This is a genomic window from Stenotrophomonas sp. STEN023 (genome assembly GCF_056760135.1).
Genome location: NZ_JBRREF010000144.1, coordinates 1 through 4,772 on the forward strand (window position 1 = coordinate 1; position 4,772 = coordinate 4,772).

Here is a 4,772-nt window from a genome sequence, read left to right on the forward strand (position 1 = left end):
CAGGAAGCCAATGATCTGCTCTTCGGAAAAGCGCTTCTTCATGTCCAATCTCCGTCTCGTTGGGGATTGAACTCCAAATCGCCGCGCTACTCAAAATCGGGGGAACGTCGGGATGACGACCGAGATGGTCGAGGATCTTGGCGCAAGCACGTGGGATAACTTCGACTACCTCACCGGTAGATGCGCGCATCCTGACTACAACAGCTTCGAATCGGCTCTCCCTCTCATCGTCAAGGATCTTGAGCTTCGACTGGATGGGAAGGCTCGCGCCCAGAGCGTCATGGAGATGGCGCGTACTAGTAGGGCCTCGCTACGTACGATGGATGAAGAATCCATCCATCTCATATGCGCAGCGGCGCTACGGATCGCACTGAGGGTGAAGAATCCTTCCCTCGTTGGGGAGCGGTTCGAGATGGTCTTCGCTAGTGAATGTCTGATCCATGGAGTTCCGACCGAGACTGTCTAATCCTATGCAAGAGCAAGTGGAACAACTTCGCGTCAACGTCAGCTTCCGGCCAGAAGCGGATCAACCAACGCCTTATTTAAACCGACCCGAAAAGCGGGTTCGGCTCGAATTAGCCGTTAGGGGGTTATTCCAGCGCGATCTTCGCGTTGCTCACACTCGAATCTAGGTCACTTGCCGCTGAGTCGACGCTGTAGGCTGCAGCCTGGATGTCTGGCACAACATCCTGCCAGTTATCGAAGCCGAAGCGGCTAGTGATCGACAATAGCTCGGACGATGCTGATTGAACCTCGCGAGACTGTAGAGCTACATCTGCGAATGCTGATTGGCTTGCTTCAATTGTGTCCCGGGCGTCCTGTAGCTCATCCTCCAACTGCGCCACTCTATCGTGGGAGTCAGAAAGCTCTGCTCGAAGCTCTGCAACTTGACTCTCAAGATCATCGACGCGAGCTTGATTACAGCCCACTAGTGACAGAAGGAGAGCAGGCGTAAGAATGAGCCGACGCATAATTTTATTAGTCCTGACCATTTAATAGCGGGATCCTTGGTTCCGCTTATACCATCCAGAACGCACCGTACGGTGGCCAGAGAGCCTTGACCACACCGCCCTGACCGTTCAGAACTCGTGAATCGCCTTAGCCACCGATTGGCTCACCAGCGTCCGCTTTCGGCCAGAAGCGGACACTCTGCATCTGGGTTGTGGCCCCCCGTTGCGCAACCGCGGCAATGCGAAGCCCATAGCGTTTTGCCCAGGCCGCGAAGCGGAATCTACTGGACCGAGTTGTTAGAGCGGATAAATCTTCTTTGATTCTTGGAAATGAGTTAGGTGCTCATACTCGTAATCACCAACCCTGCTGTATATCAATGCATAGACCGGGCTCGATAGCGACCCAACCATCTGCCTACGGACACATTTGTTTCCTATATTTATCAAGTAATCTCGGTTTGGCTTGCTCGTGTAGATGAGCGATTTTGGATTCCCCGGGTCTGGCTTCACAAGACTTACAAACGGCGCATAGTCATGACGAGTAAATTTCGCTCCCGCTGGACGAATTCGGCAAGCTTCCTCAAAGCTAATTACATCTTGTCCTGGCACAAAGAAGACGAGAGCATTTTTCTTGAAAGCATCACCCACATTGGTAAGACCGAGCAGCCACTCCCAGTCATGCTTCGGCCCTTTCTTTGAGCCCCAGATATTCACGGGCTGTTTGCCGTCAGCTTTCCTCCGAAGGAACTTGACCTCTGCTTTGATTGTTGGACTAGAGATTAGTAGGTCGAGATCAGACGTGCCCTGAGCTGCGAGAGCGGCCTCAGGCCCGAAGAAGAGTCCGAGCCGGGCATTGAAGTCGATCTCCCTCTTGTTGCACACCATCCTGAGAACTTCCGCAGGAGTCTTCCTTTGTGCCGCCAGTGTGTAGCTATGCACTATTGCAAGGCACGCTGCCTTGAGGAACTCATGAGCGTGGTGTGGTGTTGAGTAACTCATAGAAGCCCTAGCTATCCAATAGCCGGATCCTTGGATCCGGCTCCGCGATCTATCCGCAGCGCACCATGTGGTGAACCATCTCCTTTACACGCTCGATCTTAAGGCCGCTGGAGCAGGCTAACAATCCGACGCATGAGCGGAGCCAATAGCGTGTAATGACCAATCCCACATTGGGCGGCCATGCCGATATGAGGCACCAGCATCACGTTGCTCAGCAGCCCCCCCCCAATCCTCCCCAGCAGCACCCATGCCTGCCGCCTGAGAGCAAACTCAATGTTTAACCCCGCACGAGGCCCACAACGGTTAGCGACAGCAGCCCGACCATGAATGAGAAGAACGCGACAGCAAAAGAATCGCAACCTCGATCTTTAGACAGTCCTTTGAGCGATGTCGACAACGTAACAACCAAACCCGCAGCCGTTGCCTACGGAAAGGCAAAAACTTTCAGAACTTTGGCAGTCCGAAGCAGCGTGTACATCACGTCAACCTATATTTCTCATAAATAACCCACCTGCCTCAACCAGCCATCAAATATTTGAGGGGTGATGGTGTGGGCCCTAATTTGAATGTCTTTTTTTGTCAGGAACGAATCATTGCCTCGACTTTCCCACTCGCTGGAGCTACCCGGCGATCCCTCATAAATGATCCCCATTAAGGTAATTTCCTTGTCGCTCGGCCCATCTAGATATACAGGACCGCCGCTCATTCCGCTAAAGAAGATTTCGCAGTCCACCTCCAAAGATGAGGACAGAAGAAAGGAATCTCGCTCCCAGGACAGAGGAGAGGCTAGTTCAGCCAGCACCTGCGCCAACTCCGCACTTACGGTAGAGTCGCTCTGAGATTTGTGCTCAGTTGGATATCCGCAGGCCATAGCCATCTTTGCCTGACTTGAATTTGGCTCAACCCAATGATCCAGATCGACGGCCTCCTTTCTCTTTCGATGCATGTAATTGGATGAAAAAAATTCATCCAAGTAGATTATTGCGATATCTGGATTCAGTGCATCAGAAGGACTGGATCGCATAGGGCGGAAATGACTCTCGTACCCACCCGGCGAGAGAAGGCCAAAATTGTATATAAGTCTATCGCCAAAAACCGTCAGTATTCTCTCTTCTTGAGAGCCAAGCTTTTGCTGAAAATAGACGTGCGCACAGGTGATTCCATAGATCACACCTCTATACTTGACATAAGTTATTGTGCCATTGGCCTTCTCAGCTGAATGCCCATCCTGCATAAAGTGCTTTGATAGATACAAAGGTTCACAATGGGAGAATGCAATTTCCCCGTACGACTTCAATTCATCGCCCACCCTGTCGCCCCCAAAGACCTATTGAGTATGACTACCTAACAGCCGAGCCCTGGGGCCGCACTGCTGCTTATTCACTGCGCACTGCAAGGCGGAATGCTCTCTTAGTGCACTTTGATCTTAAGGCTGCGAGATCGGATTAACAAGCCGACGAATTCCCAGACCTAGTGCCATCGACTAAAGTCATGCCGGACCCCATGCAGCTGGCTTGTGAACACCTAATTGGGGTAGGACGGAGCTCCGCCCATGTCCGCTAGCGGCCAGAAGCTGTCGTTCGTCTGTCTAGGGCATCTTGGGCGATTCAGTCGGCCGCAAGGTGAACAAGCAGACCTGACTCGCCGAACTCTACCAATGTGCTCTCGACAGCATCGGCTTGGCGACGCTCCCGTTTCCCTATAATGGCCTGAGGCCATGTGGCTAAAGCGAAATCTAAGGGATGTATGTCGCATCGCAACCAGATCCTTGAGAAGATCAAGAAAGCCATGAAGTCCGCTTGTGAGCAGACCGAACTTTTCACTGACGCAAAAGCTGAGCCTATTGCCGCGGAATACCTGTTTACAGTGGAAGTGGCAAAGGCAATCGCAGAATTTAATGCCCCAGCTGGTGATCCCTATATCATCAGAGTGGAGCGTGATGCCGGAACATTCGCTACTGATTGCCTGAGACCCGTCGCACGAGCAAAGGGCGATGGGCTTAGCGGAAAGATGGTTATTCGACGCAGCAAGCCAGATGTTGGCCGGGATGGGCGCGTCGACGTAACCGTCTATGCAGATGAATTTAATAGTGGCTATTGGGGCTATCAGCCCATTTGCGCCATTGAAGTCAAAGGCTTCGATCCTGCCAAACAGCTTGTCCTTGAGGATCTCCGGCGGAATCTATGTTTCTTGAGGGCCACTGGAGAAACGGGTGACAGTGTCCTTGAGTTCACGGCGTTTGCCGCTTTTCATTCTTACAAGCGTACTACCGATTACTGGGTCACCAAGCATGAAGACGAGATCCTCCAAAGATATATGGACTGGATAAAGGACCTTGGCGATCTCTCTGATATCGACGTGGATATCCAGGTGGTGCGTGTTAGCCTTGAGCAGCAAGGAACGATCACTCATGGGATCGATTACGACGAGATTGATTCCAGTACTAAGCACCACATTGTCGGCGTAATGGTCGTGATGTCGCGTGTCTTGGTTGCGCCGAGCAAGAGTAGCGCCAGAACTCCGTTCAAAATTTAAGAGCGCCTGTGGCCTGTCCGTAAACTTGACTCGGGCATTTTGGAGGTCTCCCGGCGGGCGACAAAACACCCTTTCCGGGTGGTGAAGCGCCAGATAGGTTACACAGTGTATGTCCGCTTTGGGTCGTAAACGGACGTTAACAACGACCCGGCGCTTGGGCTACCCGTTAGGTCCGCTTTGAATCGCCCAGGCTTTTGTAGACACTCTTCAGCCGTTTAGTGCGTACTGCCGTTCAAACTCTATCGGGGACAGGCCGCCATTGGAACCGTGTCGCCGTGTCGGGTTGTA

Annotated in this window: 4 protein-coding genes; 2 read left to right on the forward strand and 2 right to left on the reverse strand. The window is 52.4% G+C overall.

Going from position 1 to position 4,772, the window contains the following annotated elements; translation table 11 throughout:
* Nucleotides 1-112 precede the first annotated feature (112 nt).
* Nucleotides 113-466 carry a hypothetical protein gene (locus ACVOLV_RS21870; protein ID WP_481556195.1) on the forward strand — a complete coding sequence of 118 codons (354 nt, stop codon included), beginning with the start codon at nt 113-115 and terminating at the stop codon, nt 464-466.
* A 781-nt stretch (nt 467-1,247) separates the two neighbouring features.
* On the opposite strand, the gene ACVOLV_RS21875 is transcribed toward ACVOLV_RS21870, so the two are convergent.
* Complete coding sequence (locus tag ACVOLV_RS21875; RefSeq protein WP_481556196.1) at nt 1,248-1,949, reverse strand: hypothetical protein; 702 nt, start codon at nt 1,947-1,949, stop codon at nt 1,248-1,250.
* A 496-nt stretch (nt 1,950-2,445) separates the two neighbouring features.
* Nucleotides 2,446-3,258 carry a hypothetical protein gene (locus ACVOLV_RS21880; RefSeq protein WP_481556197.1) on the reverse strand — a complete coding sequence of 271 codons (813 nt, stop codon included), beginning with the start codon at nt 3,256-3,258 and terminating at the stop codon, nt 2,446-2,448.
* 437 nt (nt 3,259-3,695) lie between these two features.
* Between ACVOLV_RS21880 and ACVOLV_RS21885 the strand changes: the two genes are divergently transcribed.
* On the forward strand, nt 3,696-4,484 hold the full coding sequence (locus ACVOLV_RS21885; RefSeq protein WP_481556198.1) for a hypothetical protein: 789 nt from the start codon (nt 3,696-3,698) through the stop codon (nt 4,482-4,484).
* The last annotated feature ends 288 nt before the right edge of the window (nt 4,485-4,772 follow it).